15 protein-coding genes and 1 pseudogene are annotated in these 19,758 nt (G+C 71.7%); 15 read left to right on the forward strand and 1 reads right to left on the reverse strand.

The window, feature by feature from the left end; genetic code table 11:
- Window positions 1–324 precede the first annotated feature (324 nt).
- The 12 genes from ACWD5D_RS31280 (at window position 325) to ACWD5D_RS31335 (ending at window position 13,802) form a co-directional block, all read left to right on the forward strand.
- Complete coding sequence (locus ACWD5D_RS31280; protein WP_451376137.1) at window positions 325–2,466, forward strand: glycoside hydrolase family 27 protein; 2,142 nt, start codon at window positions 325–327, stop codon at window positions 2,464–2,466.
- Between the two features lie 115 nt (window positions 2,467–2,581).
- Entirely contained in the window at window positions 2,582–3,874 is a 1,293-nt protein-coding gene (locus ACWD5D_RS31285; protein ID WP_451376138.1) for an ABC transporter substrate-binding protein, read from the forward strand.
- 1 nt (window position 3,875) lies between these two features.
- The gene (locus tag ACWD5D_RS31290; protein WP_451376139.1) at window positions 3,876–4,811 is read left to right on the forward strand and encodes a carbohydrate ABC transporter permease; all 936 of its coding nucleotides are present in this window, start codon (window positions 3,876–3,878) and stop codon (window positions 4,809–4,811) included.
- Window positions 4,811–5,665, forward strand: a complete 855-nt coding sequence (locus ACWD5D_RS31295; protein ID WP_451376140.1) for a carbohydrate ABC transporter permease — start codon at window positions 4,811–4,813, stop codon at window positions 5,663–5,665. The genes ACWD5D_RS31290 and ACWD5D_RS31295 overlap by 1 nt, the downstream gene beginning before the upstream one ends.
- Entirely contained in the window at window positions 5,662–7,740 is a 2,079-nt protein-coding gene (locus ACWD5D_RS31300; RefSeq protein WP_451376141.1) for an alpha-galactosidase, read from the forward strand. Before ACWD5D_RS31295 ends, ACWD5D_RS31300 begins: the two co-directional genes overlap by 4 nt.
- Window positions 7,741–7,805: 65 nt before the next feature.
- The gene (locus tag ACWD5D_RS31305) at window positions 7,806–8,576 is read left to right on the forward strand and encodes an SDR family NAD(P)-dependent oxidoreductase (RefSeq protein WP_451376142.1); all 771 of its coding nucleotides are present in this window, start codon (window positions 7,806–7,808) and stop codon (window positions 8,574–8,576) included.
- 37 nt (window positions 8,577–8,613) lie between these two features.
- Complete coding sequence (locus ACWD5D_RS31310; protein ID WP_451376143.1) at window positions 8,614–9,351, forward strand: FadR/GntR family transcriptional regulator; 738 nt, start codon at window positions 8,614–8,616, stop codon at window positions 9,349–9,351.
- On the forward strand, window positions 9,348–10,493 hold the full coding sequence (gene dgoD / locus ACWD5D_RS31315) for a galactonate dehydratase (RefSeq protein ID WP_451376144.1): 1,146 nt from the start codon (window positions 9,348–9,350) through the stop codon (window positions 10,491–10,493). The genes ACWD5D_RS31310 and dgoD overlap by 4 nt, the downstream gene beginning before the upstream one ends.
- 1 nt (window position 10,494) lies before the next feature.
- The gene (locus tag ACWD5D_RS31320) at window positions 10,495–11,277 is read left to right on the forward strand and encodes a hypothetical protein (RefSeq protein ID WP_451376145.1); all 783 of its coding nucleotides are present in this window, start codon (window positions 10,495–10,497) and stop codon (window positions 11,275–11,277) included.
- A 64-nt stretch (window positions 11,278–11,341) separates the two neighbouring features.
- Window positions 11,342–11,971 (forward strand): bifunctional 4-hydroxy-2-oxoglutarate aldolase/2-dehydro-3-deoxy-phosphogluconate aldolase, encoded by a 630-nt coding sequence (locus ACWD5D_RS31325; RefSeq protein WP_451376146.1) that lies wholly within the window; start codon window positions 11,342–11,344, stop codon window positions 11,969–11,971.
- A complete protein-coding gene (locus tag ACWD5D_RS31330) occupies window positions 11,968–12,828 on the forward strand; it encodes an SMP-30/gluconolactonase/LRE family protein (protein ID WP_451376147.1) in 861 nt (286 codons plus the stop codon). The genes ACWD5D_RS31325 and ACWD5D_RS31330 overlap by 4 nt, the downstream gene beginning before the upstream one ends.
- Window positions 12,825–13,802, forward strand: a complete 978-nt coding sequence (locus tag ACWD5D_RS31335) for a sugar kinase (RefSeq protein WP_451376148.1) — start codon at window positions 12,825–12,827, stop codon at window positions 13,800–13,802. Before ACWD5D_RS31330 ends, ACWD5D_RS31335 begins: the two co-directional genes overlap by 4 nt.
- A 191-nt stretch (window positions 13,803–13,993) precedes the next feature.
- Here ACWD5D_RS31335 and ACWD5D_RS31340 read toward each other — a convergent pair.
- Window positions 13,994–15,001, reverse strand: a pseudogene (locus ACWD5D_RS31340) (D-Ala-D-Ala carboxypeptidase family metallohydrolase); the annotation flags it as partial.
- A gap of 39 nt (window positions 15,002–15,040) precedes the next feature.
- Here ACWD5D_RS31340 and ACWD5D_RS31345 point away from each other — a divergent pair.
- The 3 genes from ACWD5D_RS31345 (at window position 15,041) to ACWD5D_RS31355 (ending at window position 19,501) form a co-directional block, all read left to right on the forward strand.
- On the forward strand, window positions 15,041–16,237 hold the full coding sequence (locus ACWD5D_RS31345) for an EfeM/EfeO family lipoprotein (protein WP_451376149.1): 1,197 nt from the start codon (window positions 15,041–15,043) through the stop codon (window positions 16,235–16,237).
- Window positions 16,234–17,481: an iron uptake transporter deferrochelatase/peroxidase subunit gene (gene efeB / locus ACWD5D_RS31350; protein ID WP_451376150.1), complete on the forward strand. Its 1,248-nt coding sequence runs from the start codon at window positions 16,234–16,236 to the stop codon at window positions 17,479–17,481. The genes ACWD5D_RS31345 and efeB overlap by 4 nt, the downstream gene beginning before the upstream one ends.
- A 178-nt stretch (window positions 17,482–17,659) precedes the next feature.
- A complete protein-coding gene (locus tag ACWD5D_RS31355; protein WP_451376151.1) occupies window positions 17,660–19,501 on the forward strand; it encodes a phospholipase C in 1,842 nt (613 codons plus the stop codon).
- Window positions 19,502–19,758 lie beyond the last annotated feature (257 nt).

A 19,758-nucleotide genomic window follows, 5' to 3' on the forward strand; every position in this document is an offset into this window, starting at 1 on the left:
CGCGGGGGAGGGCGATCCGCTGTGGACAAAGGGTCCTGACGTTGCGACAGGCACTGTCCGACTCCCTTCCCGACGCACCGATGAGTGGGATCCAAGCAATCGTCTCGGTGTTAAGTCAAGGTGTGAAGAAAGGGGTTGAGGTCAAGCATCCTCTCGAATTCCCGGGCATGGACCGCGCCAATATCGACTCCGCTTCTCGTTAATTAGTAATTAATCTTGACAGGGTTTCGGCCGGGCGCCACAGTCGTCGCCGTGACGTCGCAGGCGCACTCCCGTGCGGCCCGCGTCTCGCTCCCCTCACTCCCCAACCTCTGGGAGAGGCACGTGACTTCATACCCGCCCGTACCCGAGCGCCGGCCTGCCTGGTTCACCCGGCCCGCCCTGGCGGCGGCGATAGCGGTGGTCCTGGCCGCCACCGTGACGCCCTCCGCTCACGCGGGTCCTGCCGTGGACCAGGGTGCGCCCGCGTACTACGACAGTGGTCTCGCTCCGACGCCGTACATGGGCTGGAACACGTACTACGGCCTCGGGGCGCCCACGGAGAAGGAGGTGCGCTCGGTCGCCGACGAACTGGTCGGCAGCGGACTGCGCGACAGCGGCTATGACATCGTGTGGCTGGACGGCGGCTGGCAGGCCGACAACCCCCGTGACGCGCAAGGGAGGCTGACGGCCGACCGGGACCGCTTCCCGTCCGGGGTCCCCGCTCTCGTCTCCTATCTGCACCAGCGCGGTCTGCGTGCCGGCATCTACACCGACGCCGGTACCTACGACGGCGGCAAGAGCTGCGGGCTCGGCAGCCGCGGCCACTACACCGAGGACGCAAAGCAGTTCGCGGCCTGGAAGATCGACGCCATCAAGGTCGACTTCCTGTGCGGCATCGGCGAGAAGCTCGATCCGGGCCCGGCGTTCAAGGAGTTCGGCGACGCGGTCGCCAAGTCCGGCCGCAGGATGCTGCTCAACCTGTGCAACCCGCTCACCGACGACTGGGGGCTGCCGCACACCCCCGAACAGGACGCCCACAACACCTACGCCTACGCCCCGACGATCGCCGACTCCTGGCGCACCGGAACGGACATCGCCTGGGGTACCCCGAGCCCCGGCCAGTGGCCCAACGTACTGCGCAACATGGACGCCAACGCCTGGCATCCCGAGGCGCAGGGACCCGGCCACTACAACGACCCCGACTACCTCATCCCGACGCGCCGCATGGCCGACGGCACGCTGGAGCTGACGGAGGAGGAGTCCACCACCCAGTTCGTGATGTGGGCCGAGATGGCCTCCCCGCTCGTCCTCGGCTCCGACCCGCGCACCCTGTCCGACTCGATGCTCCGCACGCTGCGCAACCCGGAGATCATCGCCGTCGACCAGGACCCGCTGGGCGTGCAGGGCGTCCGCGTGGCCACCGACTCGGTGGGTGACGTCTACAGCAAGGTGCTCTCCGGGCACGGCAACCGTGCGGTCGTGCTGCTCAATCGCTCCGACCGGACGGTCGAACGCACCGTGAACTTCTCCGACGTGGCCCTCGGCGGCGCGGTGAAGGTCCGTGACCTCAGGGCGCGCGCCGACCGCGGCACGCACACCGGGTCGTACACGGTCGAGGTCCCGGCGCACGGCACCGCGTTCCTGAAATTGAGCGCAGAGGACGTCGTGCCCGGTACCGACCTGCACGCTCCGACCTCGGCGAGTCCGGCGATCGTCCGTGACGGCGACACGCTCGGCACGTTCTTCCGCAGCCCCGGCGGCACCCTCGTGCAGCGCACGGACGCGGGCGGCCGGACGCGGACGACGGACCTCGGCGGCCCGGCGCCCGGCAAGATCCTCGGTCAGCCCGCCGCCCACGCCTCCGCCGACGGCCGGATCGACGTCTTCGTGCGCGGTGCCGACTCCCGTGCGTACCGGCGGGTGTTCGCGCACGGCCGCTGGGGTGGCTGGCAGGACCTCGGAGGCAGGCTCACCGACGCCCCGTCCGTGGCCTTCGCCGACCCCGCGCACTGGACGCTGTTCGCGCGCGGCGAGGACGGAAGCGTCGTGCAGCGCGGGGCGGCGTCCGACTGGTCGTCGCTCGGCACGCCGGGGGAGCGTCAGGTGTACGGCAGGCCGTCCGCCGTGGCCGACGCGCAGGGGCGGGTGTACGTCGCGGTGCGCAGCGCGGCGGATGACGTGTGGACGCGCTCGCGCGGCACGGACGGCCAGTGGACGCAGTGGAGTTCGCTCGGCGGCACCGTGAGCGGGAGCCCGACGCTGGTCGCGGTGGGCGACGCCGTGGTGCTGTACGCGCGGGCCGGCGACTACACCCTCTGGCAGCAGCGTTACGAGAACGGCGGCTGGCAGTGGTGGAGCAAGCGGCAGGAGTTCCCGAGCGCGGCGTTCGACGGTGCTCTCGGGGCGGTGGCGGGTCCGGACGGCGTGGTCGACGCGGTGTATCGCGGGGTCGACGGCTCCGTGCATCTGACCCAGTTCAAATAAATTAGTAATTAATCTTGACGTGGTGATCGTGCCACGCGAACCTGGATCCGCCGTGAGCGGGACCCCGGCCGTCAGGAGGGCCGGCCCCGTCGCGCGGATCCGCAGGGAGCATCCCATGACGAACCAACACCCCAGCCGACGGCTCTTCCTCACCGGCCTCGGCGCCGCCGGGACGACGGCACTGCTCAGCGGCTGTGTCACCGCCGGCTCCTCTTCCGGCAAGAGCTCCTCCAAGGGGGGCCCGGTGACCCTCCAGTCCAACCTGTCCGCCCCCCAGGCCAAGGCCGCCATGGAGGACCTGGTCGCCGCCTACGCCAAGAGGGGCTCCGGCAGGGCCGGCCTCAACACAGTGGCCGCCGAGACCTTCCGCACCCAGCTGCCGACCTATCTGACCTCCGCCAACCCGCCGGACGTCTACACCTGGTACCCCGGCTCGGTCGCGGACGCCTACGCGAAGAAGGACCTGCTGCTCGACCTCGGCGAGGTCTGGTCCTCGCCCGAGCTCAAGGGCTACTCCGAGGCCCTGAACTCGCTGTGCACCGCGTCCTCCGGCAAGAAGGTCTTCGTGCCCACCACCTACTACTGGTGGGGCATGTTCTACCGGAAGTCCAACTTCGCCAAGTGGGGCGTCCAGGAGCCCACGAGCTGGGACGAGTTCCTCGATCTGTGCGACAAGCTCAAGTCCAAGGGCGTCGCCCCGATCGGCCTCGGCGCCGGCGGCAACACCGCCTGGGTCGCCTCCGCCTGGTTCGACTACCTGGACATCCGCATCAACGGCGCCGTCTACCACCGGGAACTCCTCGCCGGCAAGCACCGTTTCGACGACCCCGAGGTGCGCAAGGTCTTCGACCGCTGGACGCAGGTGCTGCCGTACTTCGACCCGAACGGCACCGCGGTCGCCTTCCAGGACGCCACCACCTCCCTGCTCAACGGCCGAAGCGGCATGATGCTCATCGGTACCTTCTTCGCCGACGCGGCACCGAAGGACGCACTCGACGACATCGACTTCTTCCGCTTCCCCGTCATCGACAGCAAGGTCCCGCTCGCCGAAGAGGCGCCCACCGACGGCTACTTCGCCAGCGCCCGTACCGGTCGCCGCGACGAGGTCTACGACCTGCTGCGCTACCTCGCCACCGCCGAGGCCCAGGAGATCTACATCAAGGGCTCCTCCGGAACCGTCCTGCCCACCCACCCCGACGCCAAGGACTCCGGGACCCCCCTGGTCAAAAAGGGCCGCAAGCACATAGAGGAAGCGGCGGAGATCACCCAGTTCTTCAACCGCGACTCCAGCGACGCCATGCAGCCCGCGGCCGACACCGCCCTGACCAAGTTCCTCGCCAAGCCCAGGAGCGTCGGTTCGATCCTCACGGACTGGCAGCGCGACGCCGAGAAGATCCGGAACGCGTGACGTGGCCGTCCTGACCGCCCCCGAACGCACCTCCCCGGCCCCGCCCCCGCCTCGCGGCGGGCGGGCCCGGGGGCCCCGGCGCACCCCGCCGATGGTGCTCGTCTTCCTCCTCGTCCCGCTGCTCGCCGAGGCGGTGTGGGTGTTCTGGCCCGCGCTGCAGGGCTTCTACCTCGCCCTCACCAGCTGGGACGGCGTCTCCGCGCCCCGGTTCGTGGGCCTCGGCAACTTCCGGGAGATGGCGCACGACGAGGTCTTCCGTACCGCCGTCGTCGACACCGTGCTGTGGCTCGTCCTGTTCGGCGGCCTCTCGGCGGTCCTCGGCCTGGGGGCCGCGCTCCTCCTCCAGCAGGAACGCCGGGGCGTCGGCTTCTACCGCGCCGCCCTCTTCCTGCCCGTCGTGTTCTCCCTCGTCGCCACCGGCCTCGTCTGGCAGGCCATCTACCAGCCCGACGGCGTCCTCAACCAGCTCCTGCAGTCCTTCGGCCTCGGCAGCCTGCGCCACGCCTGGCTCGCCGACCAGGACACCGCCCTGTACGCGGTCATCGTGCCCGCGCTGTGGCGCCAGGTCGGCTACGTGATGGTCCTCTACCTCGCCGGGCTCAAAGGCATCGACCCCGCCCTGTACGAGGCCGCCAAGGTCGACGGCGCCGGACGCCGGCAGCGATTCCGCCATGTGACGCTGCCTCAGTTGCGCAGCGTCAACGCGGTCGTCCTCTCGGTGATCGTCATCGACTCGCTGCGCTCCTTCGACGTCGTGTGGTCCCTCACCCGGGGCGGCCCCTACCACTCGTCCGAACTGCTGAGCACCTACATGTACTCCACGGCTTTCCAGTCCCTGCGCCTGGGATACGGCTCCGCCCTGGCCGTCGTCATCTTCGTGCTGGCCTTCGGCGTCATCGCCTCCTACCTGGTGCGCGCCTTCCGGGAGGCCGACTGATGGCCGTCTCCGACAACTCCGCCGCTCTGCGCCGGCGCCGCACGGCGACGGCCGGCTTCCACCTCGGCGCGGGCGCCCTCGCCCTCCTGTGGCTGCTGCCCATCGCCCTGGTCCTGGTGACCAGCCTGCGCTCCTTCGACGACATCGCCGCACACGGCCTGGGCAGCCGGCCCCGCTCCTTCACCCTGGACAACTTCAAGCAGGCCTGGGTCGACGGCGGCCAGCAGCGCGCCCTGATCAACAGCCTGCTCGTCACCGTCCCCTGCGTGGTCATCACGCTCGCCCTCGCCGCGATGGCCGCGTTCGTGCTCAGCCGCTACGAGATGCCCTTCCGGCGCTCCCTGCTGCTGCTCATGCTCGGCGGCAATCTGCTCCCCCCGCAGATCCTGCTCATCCCGGTGTCCAAGCTGAGCGAACTGATCGGCGTCTACGACACGTTGCCCGCGCTGATCGGCGTGCAGATCGGCTTCGGCGTCGGCTTCTACGTCTTCGTCCTGCACGGATTCATGCGCGCCATCCCCGTAGAGATCCAGCAGGCCGCCGTCGTCGACGGCGCCGGGCCCTGGCAGATCTTCTGGCGGATCATCCTCCCGCTGACCCGCCCGGCCCTCGCCGCACTCAGCGCCCTGTCCTTCACCTGGATCTTCAACGACCTGCTGTGGGCCATCACCGTGCTGCGCAGCGACACCAAGATGCCCATCACCGCCGCCCTCATCGGACTCCAGGGACAGTACGTGTCCATGTGGAACGTGATCGCCGCCGGATCCGTCATCGCCGCGGCCCCCACCGTGGCCGTCTTCCTCCGCTTCCAGCGCCACTTCGTGGCCGGCCTCAACCTCGGAGCGGTCAAGTGACTCCGTACCAGCGCTGGACCCTGCGCACCGACCGCACCGGCTACACCGTACGACTGTCCGCCGACGGCCCCTGGGCCGAACTCGACGCCTGGGGACCCCACGGCGTCGAGACCGGGCCCTCCGCGCTCGACCGGTCGCACCACACCCACTTCCTCACCCCCGCCGACGTCGCGCCGGCCGAGTATCTGCCGTACGGGCTGCGCCCGTTCACCGGCGCCGATCTCGTCGCGTCCCGGCCGGGCGAGGAGCGGGGCGTGTGGTGGGAGTTCGCGGGCGCCGAGGAGAGCGGGGGCGGTCTGCGGCTCGCGTTCACCGACGAGGTGCTCGGGCTGCGCACGGTCCTGTGCTACGAGGCGGTGCCGGGCACCGATGTGATCCTGCGCTGGACCGAGTTCACGGCCACACACGAGGAACTGCGCCTGGAACGCCTGGACTCGGCCGCCGTCACCGTCCCGGTCACCGGTCCGGCCCGGATCACGTACCTCGCCGGCCAGTGGTCCCAGGAGTTCCAGCACACCCAACTCGACCTGTCGCGGGGCACGTTCAGCATCGGCAGCACCCAAGGCGTGCCCGGCCACGCGTACGCCCCCTGGCTCGCCGTACAGGACGGTCAGGACGGACCGGCGTACGGCGTAGCCCTCGAATGGTCCGGCAACTGGCACATCACCGCGGAGGCCGGGTCCGGCGGGTTCGTCCGCGTCCGAGCCGGCCGCGTCCCGCACGAGGGCGTCGTATACCTCACCCCCGGCGAGACCCTCACCACCCCACGCCTGGCCTGCGCGTTCAGCGCGGAAGGCCTTGACGGGCTGTCCCGTGTCTGGCACCGCTACGAGCGGCACCTCAGCGGTGAGCGGCTGCACCGGCCCCGCAAGGTCCTCTACAACTCCTGGGAGGCCACCGCCTTCGACGTCGACGCGGCCGGGCAGCTGGAGCTCGCGAAGACCGCCGCGGACATCGGCGCCGAACTGTTCGTCGTCGACGACGGCTGGTTCACCGGCCGCGCCGACGACACCGGAGGCCTCGGCGACTGGCACCCCGATCCGGTCGCGTTCCCGGACGGCTTCGGACGGTTCGTCGAAGAAGTACGCGCCCTCGGGCTCGCCTTCGGGCTCTGGATCGAACCGGAGGCCGTGAGCCCCGGCAGCGAGCTGTACGCCGAACACCCCGACTGGGTCTACCGGATCGAGGACCGGCCCGCCCGCCTGGTCCGCAACCAGCTCCTGCTCGACCTCGGGCGCGACGACGTCCAGGACTTCGTCATCGGCACCCTGGACCGGCTGCTCACCGCGTACGACATCTCGTACCTCAAGTGGGACATGAACCGGCCGCCCACCGAACGCGGCCGACCCGGCGCCGGGCCCGCCGACCGGCTCGACCTCGACGGCCGGCACGTGGCCGGCTACCTGCGTGTCCTCGACCACCTGCGCACCGTGCACCCGCACGTCACTGTCGAGGGCTGCGCGGGCGGCGGCGCACGGACCGACCACGCCACCCTGGCCCGCACGGACGTGCTGTGGCCCAGCGACAACACCGCGCCCCTGGACCGGCTCGCCATCCAGTACGGCTTCCTGCACGCCCACGCCCCGCATGTGATGAGCTCCTGGGTGACCGACGCCCCCGGCGTCTTCGACCCCCGGCCGCGCAGCCTCGCCTTCCGTTTCGTGAACGCCATGTGCGGCGTCCTCGGCATCGGCGCCGACCTGCGCCGGTGGGACGCCGGCCGGCGCGCCGAGGCCGCCCGCTGGATCGCCCGCTACAAGGACGTACGGGACGTCGTCCACCACGGCGAGGCACGGCTGCTGGGCAGCCCGCGCGAGCCCACGTGCGGCGTGCAGTACGACGGGACCGACGGCCGCACCGTCGTGGCCGCCCTGAGCACCGGCCCGCTGGACGGAGCCCCGCTCCTCCCCGGACGGCCGGCCCGGCTCCGGCTGCGCGGACTCGACCCCGCCGCCACCTACCAGGACGCCGCGACGGGGACCGCGTACAGCGGCGCCCATCTGCTCCACCACGGCCTGCCGTTCGCGTGGAGCGCCGCGCACGACGCGGAACTGGTGGTGCTGACACGGCAGTAGAGAGCCGCGGACCGGCATATGTTCACCCCACACGCATCAGCCCACCGAAGGAGCCCAACCACCCGATGGAACAGTCCCGCCGCACCGGTGACCGCTTCACCGGCCGCACGGCCGTGGTCACCGGCGCCGCCTCCGGCATCGGCGCCGCCGCAGCCGAACGCCTCGCCCAGGAGGGAGCCGCCGTCGTCCTCGCGGACGTCGCCGAGGAGCGCGGCACGGCGGTAGCCGAACGGATCGCCGCGCACGGCGGCCGGGCCCGCTTCGTCACCGCCGACGTCTCGGCCGAAGGGGACTGGCAGCGGATCGCGTCCGCCGCACACGACATCGGCCCCGTGGACCTGCTCGTCAGCAACGCCTACACCGTCGAGGTCGCCCCGGCGCACGAGCTGACCCTGGAGTCCTGGCGCCGGCAGCTCGACGTCAACCTCACCGCCGCCTTCCTCGGCTTCAAGGCCGTCCTGCCCGACCTGCGCGCCCGCCGCGGAGCCGTCGTGCTCACCTCGTCCGTCCACGCCCACAGAGGCATCCCGGGCCACCCCGCCTACGCCGCGTCCAAGGGCGCGCTGCTGTCCCTGTGCGGACAACTCGCCGTCGACTACGGGCCCGAGGTACGGGTCAACGCCGTCGTGCCCGGTCCGGTCCTGACGGCCGCCTGGGACCGGGTGTCCGCCCAGGACCGGGAGCGCAGCGTCGCCGAGACCGCGGCAGGCCGCTTCGGCACCCCCGAGGAGGTGGCCGCGGCGATCGCCTTCCTCGGCTCCGACGAGGCCTCCTTCATCACCGGCACGAGTCTCCTCGTGGACGGCGGCTGGAGCGTCGTCAAGGCGTCGGCATGACCCCCGCGCCCCTCTCGCAGCAGAAAGGCAGTACGACATGACGCCCTACGCCCGCCGCGGCGTGCACGGCCAGACCGTGGAAGCCCTCGCCCGCCGCATCCTCGGCGGCGACATCCCCGAGGGGGCCACACTCGACCTGGTGGCGCTGCAGAGCGAGCTGGACGTGAGCCTCACCGCCCTGCGCGAGTCCCTGAAGGTTCTCGCGGCCAAGGGAATGGTCGACGCCCGCCAGAAGCGCGGCACCTTCGTGCGCCCCCGCGCCGACTGGAACCTGCTCGACGCCGACGTGCTGCGCTGGCAGTTCGAGGGCGGCAGCACCACGGAGTCGGACCGGGCGCTGCTGTGCAACCTCGCCGAGGTCCGGGCCATCATCGAACCGGCCGCCGCCCGCCTCGCCGCCCAGCGGCGCACCGACGCCGACCTCGCCGCCCTGGAAGGCGCCCTGGAGGCGATGGGAGAGGAGGACGCCGACGCCGCACACGCCGTCGACGCCGACCTCGCCTTCCACCGCGCCCTGCTCGCCGCCACCCACAACGAACTCCTCGAACGCATGGAGATGGTGCTCGAGTCCGGCCTCGCCCATCGCGACCGGATCGTGCACAGCTCCCCGCACAGCGAGGACCCCGTGCCGGCCCACCGCGCCGTCCTGGACGCCGTGCGCGCCGGCGATCCACAAGCAGCCGAGGCCGCCATGCGGGCCCTGCTCGACCAGGCCGGACGCGACCTGGACCGCATCGGCCGGCCCGACGAGACGGAAGGCTTCCGCACCCCGTGAAGATCACCCGCATCGAGACCTTCCTCGTCCCGCCGCGCTGGCTGTTCTGCCGCGTCGAGACCGACGACGGCGTCGTCGGCTGGGGCGAACCCGTCGTCGAGGGACGCGCCGAAGTCGTCCGGGCCGCCGTCGACGTGCTGGCCGAACACCTCCTCGGCCAGGACCCCCTGCGCATCCAGGACCACTGGCAGGTACTCACCAAGGGCGGCTTCTACCGTGGTGGCCCGGTCCTGTCCAGCGCCGTCGCCGGCCTCGACCAGGCCCTGTGGGACATCGCGGGCAAGACCTACGGCGCCCCCGTGCACGCCCTGCTGGGCGGCCCCGTACGCGACCGGGTCCGGGTCTACGCCTGGGTCGGCGGCGACGAACCCGCCGAGCTCACCGAGCAGATAGCCGCCCAGGTGGAGGCCGGCTTCACCGCGGTGAAGATGAACGCGGCCGGACGCACCGCACCGATCGCCACGGCCGCCGAGACCGCGGCCGTCGTCGCCCGCGTGGCCGCCGCCCGCGAGGCCCTCGGACCCGACCGCGACGTCGCCGTCGACTTCCACGGCCGGTTCACCGCCGCCACCTCCCGCCGCGTCCTCGTCGAACTCGCCCCGCTCCACCCCCTGTTCGCGGAGGAGCCCGTCCTCCCCGAGCACAGTGGACTGCTGCCGGGCCTCGTCGCCGCCAGCCCGGTGCCCCTGGCCACCGGCGAACGCCTCTACGGGCGCGGCGAGTTCCTCCCCGTCCTCGCCGCGGGCATCGCCGTCGCCCAGCCCGATCTCTCGCACGCCGGCGGCATCTCCGAGGTCCACCGCATCGCCTCGCTCGCCGAGACCTACGGCGCCCAGCTGGCCCCGCACTGCCCGCTCGGCCCGATCGCCCTGGCGGCAAGCCTCCAGGTCGCCTTCGCCACCCCCAACTTCCTGATCCAGGAACAGAGCCGGGGCATCCACTACAACAAGGACGCCGATCTCCTGTCCTACGTGGTCGACCCCGAACCGTTCCGCTTCGTCGCCGGACACGCGCCCCGCTGCGACGCACCCGGCCTGGGCATCACCGTCGACGAGGCCGCCGTACGCGCCGCCGACCGCTCCGGCCACAGCTGGCGCAACCCGGTGTGGCGGCACTCCGACGGATCCTTCGCGGAGTGGTGAGATGCCCCTCGACATCCTCACCGACCCGGCACACGGCGGCCGTTGGACATCGCTGAGGTCAGGCTCCAGGGAATGGCTGTGGCGGCGCGAGGATCCGCGGCGCGCGGACGTGGCACCGGGCGACGCCTTCGTCGACGCCGGAGGACTGGAGGAGTGCGTGCCCACCGTCCGCGGCACGCCGGACCACGGCGACGCCTGGTCACGCCCCTGGACGCGCGACAAGCACGGCACCCAGAGCGTGACCTGCGAGCGGTTCGCACTGACCCGGACCATCCGCCGCACCGCCGACGGCGCCGAGGCCGACTACCTCCTCACCGCCGACCCCGGCCGCCGCTTCCTCTGGGCGGCACACGCCCTGCTCGACCTCTCCGAGCGGGCGACCCTGCACCTGCGCGAAGGAGCGCACACCCGCCTCTACCCCGACCCGGCCCCGTGCACGGAGGGCACCTGGCCCGCACCGGGCGGAGTCCGCCTGGACCGCGTGGGACCCGACGACGGCACCGCGGTCGGAGCGGTCGTCGACACCGACCGCGCTTGCGTGCACGACGACGATGACCGGCTGGGCCTGACCGTGGAGGCCGACGGGCAGCCGCTGTCGACGGCCCTGTGGCGCAACCTCGGCGGCTTCCCCGCACACCACCCCTACCGCAGTACCGGCGTGGAACCGATGCTCGGCCGCGTCTTCGACCTCGCCGAAGCCGGCCACGGCGAGGCGGCCGTCGTCCCCGCGTCCGGCGAGGTGCGCTGGCGACTCACGCTGACCGACCGCTGCCACTGCCCCTGACAGCTCGTGCGCGGCCGCGCGGGCGTGCTCACACCGAACCCGTACCGAGGGGAAACCGAGAATCATGGACCTGCGAGCGGCTCTGACCGCCCACCGACTCCTCGCCATCGTGCGCAAGGACGACCCCGACGCGGCGCTTCGCACCGTACTCGCACTGGCCGACGAGGGCATCGAACTCATCGAGGTGTCACTCACGGGCCGCAGCGCCCTGAGCGTGATCGAACGGGCCCGGCAGGCCCTCGGCCCCGCACACCGCCTCGGCGCCGGCACCGTCCTCACCGCCGCCGACGCCCGGGCCGCCCGCGACGCCGGCGCCGACTTCGCCGTCACCCCGGCGCTGGGCGAAGGCGTCGGCGCGGCGATCGAGGCGGGCATGCCGGTGCTGGCAGGAGTGATGACGCCGACCGACATCGTGGCCGCACGCGGCCTCGGCGCCGCCGCACTGAAGATCTTCCCCGCCGCCCAGGCCGGCGGCCCCGCCTACCTCGAAGCCCTGCGCGGCCCCTTCCCGAACGAGCCGTTCGTGCCCGTGGGCGGGGTCGACGAGGTCGCTGCACGCGCCTACCTGGCCGCCGGGGCGATCGCGGTCGGTGTCGGCTCACCCCTCGTCGGCGCCGCCGCCGACGGCGAACTCTCCGGCCTGCGCGTCCGCGCCCGCGCCTTCCGCGCAATCGCCGAGGAGGTCACGCCGTGATCGAGACCCTCCGCCCCGACCGGCTCGAACTCGGCGAAGGGATCCGCTGGACCGGCGAGGGCATCGTGCTCGTCGACATCCTCGAAGGCCGGCTGCTCGCAGCCCCCGACGAGCCGACCGCGCCGCTGCGGCAACTCGCCCGGCTGCCCATGCCGCTGGGCGCGGTGGCACCCGTCGCCGGCCGGCCCGGCACCTGGATCGGCGCCGCGGGCACCGGGATCTGCCTGCTCACCACCGACGGAATCAGCACATGGCTGGCCCGGCCCGAGACGGACGCCCCCGTGCCCATGCGCATGAACGACGCGACCGCCGATCCCGCAGGCCGGTTCTGGGCGGGCAGCATGGCCTACGCCCAGCACGAGGGCGCCGGTTCGCTCTACCGGGTCGACCACGACGGCACGGTGACCCGTGTCATCGAGGGCATCACCGTGCCCAACGGGCCCGCCTTCACACCCGACGGCGCCACCCTGTACCTCGCCGACAGCGCCCGGGGAGTCGTCCGCCGCCACGAGGTCGACCCGGCCACCGGTGAACTCGGCGCGGCCCGGACGTTCGTCACCGTGGCCGACGGCAGCCCCGACGGCATGGCGGTCGACCACGAGGGCGGCGTCTGGATCGCCGTATGGGGTACCGGCACCGTACGTCGCTACCTGCCGGACGGCAGAGTGGAGCGCACCCTGCGGCTGCCCGCGCGTCAGCCCGCCGGGGTGTGCCTGCAAGGAGACCTGCTGCACATCACCTCGGCCCGCGTGGGCCTCACCGACCCCGGACCCCAGGACGGTGCCCTGTTCACCGTGCACGTCGACGTGCCGGGACCGCCGGCGGCCGCCTACCGGCCGGCCGGACAGAGCGCATGACCGGCCCCTGGCGTCCCGCCGACGGACCCGTGGTGTGTATCGGCGAGACCATGGCCGCCCTGGCACCGACGCCACCCCGGCCGCTCGACACCGCCGACGACCTGCGGCTGTCGGTGGCCGGAGCGGAGTCCAACGTGGCCATGTACCTGGCCGACCTGGGCCGTCCGGTCTCCTGGCTGTCGGCGCTCGGTGACGACGCGTTCGGCCGGCGTGTGCGTGCCGCGGTCGCCGCCGCCGGCGTCGACGTCACCGGGGTACGCACCGACCCGGACCGCCCCACCGGCCTGCTCGTCAAGGACCCAGGACCCGCACGTACCCGCGTCCACTACTACCGGACCGGCTCGGCCGCCTCCGCCCTCGGCCCCGAAACCCTGGACGACGAGCGGCTGCGAACGGCATCCCTGCTGCACCTCACCGGAGTCACCCCGGCACTGTCCCCCTCCTGCCGCACCCTGGTGGAAAGCGCCCTCGACGACCGGGCGGGCGCACGACCGTACGCCGTCAGCTTCGACGTCAACCACCGCCCCGCGCTCTGGCACGACGACGGCGCCGCACCCGTGCTGCGTGAACTCGCCGACCGCGCCGACATCGCCTTCGTCGGTCTCGACGAGGCACAGGACCTCTGGGGTGCCCACCTCGAAACGGGCGACGTGCGGCGGTTGTTGAGGCGTCCGCGCATCCTCGTCGTCAAGGACGGCGCGCGATCCGCCACCGCTTTCGCCGACGGGGACTCGTGCACGGTACCGGCCCTGCGCACCAACGTCGTGGAGCCCGTCGGCGCCGGCGACGCCTTCGCCGCGGGGTTCCTCGCCGGACTGCTGAACGGCCAGGACCTGCGTCGCGCCCTGCGGCTCGGCCACATCACCGCCTCGTCCGCACTGCGGGTGACCGCGGACCGCGGTGCGCTGCCCGACGCGGCCACCATCGCCCGGCTGCTGGGGCGCAGCGACGAGGACTGGGCGGACGGCGGGTGAGGAACCGGACAGCCCCGCCCGGCCGGGCGACGGCCGTTCGGCGGCGAACCCGTCCCCGACCGCGCCAAGCCGCCCCGGCCGGTCAGACGGTGCCGCTCTCCCACCACCAGGGAGGGGTACTGGACGCGGCTGTCGACGTGCTGCCAGGAGTGCGTGTAGGCCTCGAGCCCGGAGAATCCGCAGGTCTCGGCGATCCTGTAGACCTGGAGGGTGGTGTGCCCGGACACCACGATGTCCGAGGCGACGCCGTAGCAGTGCATGCTGTTGGACGCACCGCCCACCGACGCGTTGTAGGCGGTGCTGCGGAAGCCCGAGTTGACGGTGATCGCGCTGTCGCCGGCCTTCTTGCGCACCGCCTCCAGCTTGTACATCAGGCGGCGCACGTTCTCCTTGACCGCGGCCGAACCCACCTTTCCGCCGCCGAATCCGGTGCCGTCGTGGGAGTAGAACTCGCTCCACTCGAAGTGCGCGGTCGAACCGTCGCCGCTCTCCAGGCTGTTGAGCACGCTCTGGGTCTGCGGGCCGACGACGCCGTCGGCGGAGAGGCCGTACGCCGACTGGAACCGTCTGACCGCGTCCGCCGTCGCCGGGCCGAAACTGCCGTCCCAGGCGACGTAGGTCTGCTGGGCGCTCGCTGCCGCCCAGCCGCCTACGCGTATCTGCAGCTCCGTCACATCGGCACCTGATGCGCCCTGTTGGAGGGTACGCGTCCAGCCGTACGCCGCGGCCCGGCCCGCCGAGCCGAGAGTGAAGGCCGCGGCGAGACCGGCCGCGGTCGTCAGGCCCGCCGCGCCGCGGAGCAGGGTGCGGCGGTCGACGCTCGAAGCGTGGGTGTGTGGCGTGTTCATGGATCTGTCTCCTCTGCTGGGTTCCGGGCACGGACGGTTCTGTACGGAGGAACAGGCGCAGTTGCGTGGCGGGGACTGGTCCAGGACGACCGCGGCGGTGACGACCGAGGGTGCGGCAAAGGCTTGGCCGAGGCGACGATCGACCATCGACTTCTCAGCGGGAGGGGCTGACGCGCGTAAACAGTAGAAGGCGACAGTCGTGGTGGCAACGGTGCGGGTGTGGGGGACGCGGCGTCCGCGGACGAGCCGCAAACCGGTCTCGGGCTCGTCGACGAACCGGTTAATCGCGAGGGAACTCTTGGTCATGGGATTCTCTGGACTGCCGTTCGAGCGGAAGCGGTGTCCTAGCATGAGGCGATCGCGAACGGCACGACCCGGGGGAGGCCCGGAATGCTCCTTTCCGGCCTCGGCCGGCGGTCGCGCTCCGTGTGGGCGGTGACCGGTCTCGTCGCCGTACTCGCCCTGCTGGGAACCGTGGCCCTGACGCTCAGAGCCGCCCCGGTCCGAACCAGCGCGGACGGACTGCCCCACATCACCGTCCAGGTCTCGACCGGTGCCTGCGGCCGGGGTTGGGACGAGCCCGTGGCCGGCGTCCAGGTCTTCGACCTGGACAACACCTCCGACGAGGCCACCGAGGTGTATCTGGAGGACCCGAAGAGCCAGGCGGTGTTCGGCGACTCGGAAGGCATCGGCCCGGGTACGACACGGCAGTTGACCGTCCGCCTGGGCAAGGGCTCGTACGCCTTCAAGTGCGTTCCCGACGACGCCGACGCGGTCACCGGCCCCACCGTCCGCGTCACCGAAGGGCGACCGGGACCGGCCGCGGCCCCGGTCACCGAGCACGACCTGATCCCTCCGGCGATCGGTTACCAGAAATGGGTCGGCCGCGGCCTGGACGAGGTCGTACGGCTCACCGGCCGACTGCGGGACGCGATCGACCGCGGAGACCTCGCCGGGGCCCGCACGGCGTGGCTGCCGGCGCACCTGGAGTACGAGCGGCTCGGCGCGGCGTACGACGCCTTCGGCGACGCGGACGCCCACATCAACGGCTCCGACGCGGGGCTGCCCGGCGGCGTGCACGACAAGGAGTTCGCCGGCTTCCACCGCGTCGAGTACGGGTTGTGGCACGGCGGGACCGCCCGGTCCCTGCGGGCACCTGCGGCGGCACTGGTGAAGGCCGTTTCGGTGCTGCGCGGCGACTGGGCGCAGGCCCGTATGGACCCGGGGCAACTGGGCCTGCGCGCGCACGAGATCCTGGAGAACACCGTGCAGTTCGAGCTGACGGGACGGACCGACTACGGCAGCGGCAGCAATCTGGCCACCGCCCGTGCCAACGTCGACGGCACCCGTGAGGTGCTGTCCCGGCTGAGGCCGGTGCTCGCCACCCGCTACGCAGACCTGCCCGGCCTGGAAAGGGAGTTGAATCACGCCCAGCACACCCTCGACGCCTTCCACGGCAACAGTGCCTGGACCCCCTTGGGGCGACTCTCCCGTACGCAGCGCGAGAGCGTGAACGCGGTCCTGGGCGATCTGGTGGAACGGCTCGCGTCGGTGGCGACCGTGTGCGATCCGCGGAGGACGGTGTGAGCGCGTCCGGCGAGGAGACGGGCGGTGTGGGCCGGCGCGGCTTCCTGCGCGGCGCGGCCCTCGCGGGCGCCGGGCTCGCCGCGGGCGGTGCGGCCGCGCCCGGTGCTCCATCGGCCTCGGCCGATACGCCTGCCGGCCGGACGTCCCCCGCTCCCTTCCACGGCGTTCACCAGCGGTCGGCCATCGCGACCCCGCGCCGCGTCACGGTGTTCGCCGCGCTCGACGTGACCGCCGACAACCGCTCCGGACTGACGGACCTGCTGCGCACGCTCACCGAGCGGGCCCGCTTCCTCACCTCGGGTGGGACACCGTCGCCGGTGGGCATCACCGGCCCGCCCGCCGACTCGGGTGTCCTCGGCGACCGGCTGCCCGCCGGGGAGCTCGCGGTGACGTTCGGCGTCGGCGCGTCCCTCTTCGACGACCGGTTCGGGCTGGCCGCGCGCCAACCGCGCCGGCTGACCACCATGCCGTCCTTCCCGGACGACGACCTGCGGCCCGACTGGTGCCACGGGGACCTCAGCCTCCAACTGCACGCCGACGACACCGACACGGTGCTGCACGCGCTGCGCGACATCGCGCGGCACACCCGGGGCGGCATGCAGATGCGCTGGCGGCTGGACGGCTTCTCCAGCCCGCCCCGGCCGTCCGGTACACCGCGCAACCTGATGGGCTTCAAGGACGGCACCGGCAACCCGGACGCCGCCGACACCCGTGAGATGAAGCACCTGGTGTGGGTGGGCGCCGGGACGGGCGAGCCGGACTGGGCGGTCGGCGGCAGCTACCAGGTGGTCCGGCTCATCCGCATGCTCGTGGAGTTCTGGGACCGTGTCTCGCTCAGCGAGCAGGAGCGGATGTTCGGCCGCGCGCGTGTGTCCGGCGCACCGCTGGACGGCAACTCCGAGCAGGACACGCCGAATTACGCCGACGACCCCAAAGGTGACGTCATCCCGCTGGACGCCCACATACGGCTCGCCAACCCGCGCACCCAGGCCACCACCGGGCAGCGGATCCTGCGCCGCCCCTACAACTACGACCGCGGTCTGGACGCCAACGGAAACCTCGACATGGGACTGCTGTTCTGCTGCTACCAGCAGGACGTGGCCCGGCAGTTCGAGACCGTGCAGAAGCGGCTGGCGGGGGAGCCGCTCACGGATTACATCAAGCCCTTCGGGGGCGGCTACTTCTTCGCCGTGCCCGGCGTACGGGACGAGACGGACTGGTACGGCCGAGCCCTGCTCGCCTGAACCTGTCTGAACTGCTTGCTCACCCGATCGGTCAACACGCGGTCAAGATCTGCCCCAGGTTCCCTGACCCGGTGTTCACTCCTACGCCATGATGACTCCGCCGAAGGGCCGCACGCCTGGCGGAGCCTCCTGGCCGTAACGACGCAACAGCACTCGCGTTCACGAGGGGTGGAAGAGCATGGCCAGCAGGGGTAGACGAGCAACTGTGCGCACCGCGGGGGCGTTGGCCGGCGCCGCCGTGCTGACCGTTCTCGGTGGGGCGGCCCCCACGTGGGCGGCGCCCGCATGGATTCCCGGTCACCCGTTCACGGCCACGCCGATCAAGCACGTGGTCGTGCTCTTCGACGAGAACGTCTCCTTCGACCACTACTTCGCCACCTACCCGAAGGCCGCCAACACCGACGGCACGAAGTTCACGGCGTCGAGCGGGACCCCGAAGGACGTCGACACCCTCGCGCACGCCGGTCTTCTGACGACGAATCCGAACCAGTACGCGCCCAAGCGGCTCACGCCGGCGCAGGCCATGACCTGCGACCAGAACCACGGCTACGGCGCCGAGCAGTACGCGGCCAACGGCGGCAAGGCCGACCAGTACGTGCAGAACACCGAGGTCGACACGTGCTCCGGCGGCCTGTTCGGCGAGCCCGGCCTGGTCATGGACTACTACGACGGCAACACCGTCACGGCGCTGTGGAACTACGCCCAGCAGTACTCCCTGAACGACCGGTCCTACAGCTCGGTCTACGGCCCCTCCACGCCCGGCGCGCTGAACCTGGTCTCCGGTCAGACCCACGGCGTCGTCTCCGTGGACCCGACCTCCGGCACGGAGAACCCCAAGCAGACCTCCACGCCGGACCCCTACACGGTCAAGTCCCCGGACGCCAAGGGTGTCGGCACGGTCATCAACGACCCGGACCCGGCCTTCGACGACTGCTCCGGCAAGAACCACACGAGCAGCAACGCGCTCGCCGTGATGCGGGGCAAGAACATCGGTGACCTGCTCAACACGAAGCACGTCAGCTGGGGCTGGTTCCAGGGCGGATTCCGTCCGACCACCGCATGGGACGGGCAGCAGGGCCACTACGCCAAGTGCGACGCGGCGCACACCAACGTCGGCGGCGCGTCCGTGGTCGACTACAGCCCGCACCACTCGCCGTTCGAGTACTACAAGTCGACGTCCAACCCGCACCACCTGCCGCCCAGGACCGTCGACGAGATCGGTCACGACGGCCAGGCCAACCACGACTACGACCTGACCGACTTCGGCGCCGCCCTCAAGGCGGGCAAGCTTCCGGCCGTCAGCTTCGTCAAGGCACCCGAGTATCAGGACGGCCACGCCGCCTACTCGGACCCGGTCGACGAGCAGCACTTCCTCGTCGACCAGATCAACGCCGTCCAGAGCTCCCCGCAGTGGAAGTCCACCGCGGTCGTCATCGCGTACGACGACTCCGACGGCTGGTACGACCACGCCTCCGTCGCCCCGCGCAACGGCTCCACGGACACCGCTCTCGGCTCCAACGGCAAGGCCACCGACAGCCCCGCCTGCCAGAACGGCCCCCAGGCGTCCGGCGGCTACGCCGACCGCTGCGGCCCGGGCACCCGGCAGCCGCTGCTCGTCGTCTCGCCGTACAGCAAGGTCGACAAGGTCGACCACCATCTGACCGACCAGGCGTCCATCACCCGCTTCATCGAGGACAACTGGCGCACCGGCCGCGTCGGCGACCACTCCTTCGACGCCACGGCCGGCTCGCTGACGGGCATGTTCGACTTCCGGCACCCGAACGACAAGCAGGTGCTGCTGAACGCGGACGGCTCCATCAAGTCCGTCGGCCCGATCAAGAACGTCGCAGCGGTGGCCACCAGCATCACCCGGGGTCCGGCCATGCAGAACACCGCCGCCACCTCGGACAGCTCGGCCTTCCCCGCCCTCCCGTTGAGCCTCGGCGTGGGCGCCCTCCTCGCGGCCGGCGCGACGGGTACGTACCTCGCCCTCCGTCGCAAGCAGCACACCACGGCCTGACATCACGCACGTGATCGGAGCGGCGCGGTCGTCGAGACCGCGCCGCTCCGGGTTTCCGCCGCGTCGGCCGGTGCGGGCTGTTACTCACGTGCGGGTGAAAGCGAGGCCGCCAGCGGGGTGGCGCGAGCGGGCGAACTGTTGCCGCAGGCACGTATCACCAGGAGCTAAATGCCCCAAACTGTCCCTGACCGGATGTTCGACCTTATACATGGCCATTGCGGTCGTGTGTAACAGAAATATGGTGAATCTGTAACGGC

The organism is Streptomyces sp. NPDC002520 (genome assembly GCF_053595235.1).